The organism is Streptomyces sp. NPDC005574 (assembly GCF_040605435.1).
Lineage (GTDB): Bacteria > Actinomycetota > Actinomycetes > Streptomycetales > Streptomycetaceae > Streptomyces.
In genome coordinates, this window is sequence record NZ_JBEXCW010000290.1 from 1 (window position 1) to 1,805 (window position 1,805).

At 69.6% G+C, this 1,805-nt stretch carries 2 protein-coding genes; both read left to right on the forward strand.

Translation table 11 applies throughout. The features are described 5' to 3' along the window. Nucleotides 1-1,237: ISAs1 family transposase (locus ABZT03_RS44205; RefSeq protein ID WP_356049964.1), on the forward strand; the 1,237-nt coding region annotated here is incomplete at its 5' end. Between the two features lie 62 nt (nt 1,238-1,299). After that, on the forward strand, nt 1,300-1,596 hold the full coding sequence (locus ABZT03_RS44210) for a hypothetical protein (protein ID WP_356049966.1): 297 nt from the start codon (nt 1,300-1,302) through the stop codon (nt 1,594-1,596). Nucleotides 1,597-1,805: the final 209 nt, after the last annotated feature.

Below are 1,805 nucleotides of genomic sequence, written 5' to 3' on the forward strand. Positions count from 1 at the left end.
TGCTGCTGTATCTTCTCCCGTCCCTGCCGTGCTGGTGAAGCTGGGTCCGCTGGATACCGGCCGGATCGCCGGTCTGCGCTCCTACTTCGACTCGGTGCCCGACCCCCGCTCGCGGCGGGGCCGGTGGTACTCGCTGACAGCGATCCTGCTGGTGTGTGCCTGCGCGGTCGTCTCGGGAGCGAGGAGCATCGACGAACTCGCCGAGTGGGGCCAGCGTGCCCCGAACGCACTCCTGACCGTGATCGGGATCCGGCGTCACCTGCTCAGATGGCGGCGCTCTCCGTCGCCTGCCACGATCGGCCGTGTGCTGGGGGCCGTTGACGGTGACGCCCTGGACCGGGCAGTGGGCGCCTACCTGGCCGACCGGCACCGCGCCGCCACCGTGCCCGCCCGGGCACCATCGCCTTCCGCGTCCGGACGGCCGCGCGTGATCGCCGTCGACGGCGAGGCACTGAAGGGATCAGCCCGTCTGGCCGCGACGCGCCGGCATCTGCTCTCCGCGGTCACGCACGGCACCGTCGTGACCCTCGCCCAGGTGGAGGTCGGTGCGAAGACGAACGAAACCACGCACTTCCAACCACTGCTGGCACCGCTGGACCTGACCGGCACCGTCGTCACCTTCGACGCCCTGCACTCGGTCAAGGCGAACATCTCCTGGCTGGTCGAGACCAAGAAGGCCCACTACATCGCCGTGATCAAGACCAACCAGCCCACCGTCCACCGCCAGCTCGCGGCCCTGCCATGGCGGGACATCCCCGTCCAGCACACCGCTTCCGCCGTCGGGCACCGACGCCGCGAGTCCCGCTCGATCAAGACCTGCGCCGTTGCGGACGAACTCGGCGGGATCGCCTTCCCCCACGCACGCCTCGCCATCCGCGTCCACCGCCGCCGCAAGCAGTCCGGCAAGCGCGAGACCCGTGAGAGTGTCTACGCCGTCACCAGCCTCGATGCCCACCAAGTCGGCCCCGCTGACCTGGCCGCCGCGATCCGCGGACATTGGGGAATCGAGAACTCTTCGCACCACATCAGAGACGTCACCTTCACCGAGGACGCCTCCACCGTCCACACCGGGACCGCACCCCGCGCCATGGCGACCCTCCGCAACCTCGCCATCGGTGTACTGAAAACCCTCGGAGCCGACAACATCGCCAAAACCACCCGAGCAATCCGCGACAAACCCGAGCGAGCACTCCCCATCCTGGGCATCACCAACGATCCGGACACCTACGGAACTTGATCAAGCCCTGCTGGAGGCCCGGGAGAAAAGGGTCCAAGAACCGAGGTGCTGGCCGAGCTGTCTTGGCAGTCGCGGAGCCGGCGAGGGGCGCGGTGACGGGGTCGCCGGTGCCGCACCGGGCCGAGGGCATGGCAGCGTCGGTCCTGGCGCCGGACTGCCAGCGGATCGTGTCGGTACTGGAATCGGAAGCGGGCCGGGACGGCATGCGCTGTCAGCAACTGGCCGCGGCCCTGGGACTTGAGGTGGTCCCGGCGAAGGTCGAGGGGCGGCGGTCGACGGCGAAACGCCTGGTGGAGCGGGGGTGGGCCCTCCAGGTGCGGCCGGGGGTGTCCACCCCGCTCGCGGTGCCGGCCGGCTGAAGGCACCGGGGCGGCGTCCGGCCAGGCGGCCACTCATGAGCATGGTCATCGACCACAGCACCATGGCCTCCTGCATGGCGGGCAGCGTCCCGTAGTCGCGCACCAGACGATAATGGGCTGCCCCGCGATTGATCTTGGTCACGTACGGGGACATGGGGAAGGCCGCGCGAGTTGTCTGGTGTGTGAAGATCAAACTGGCCCGCGCGGCC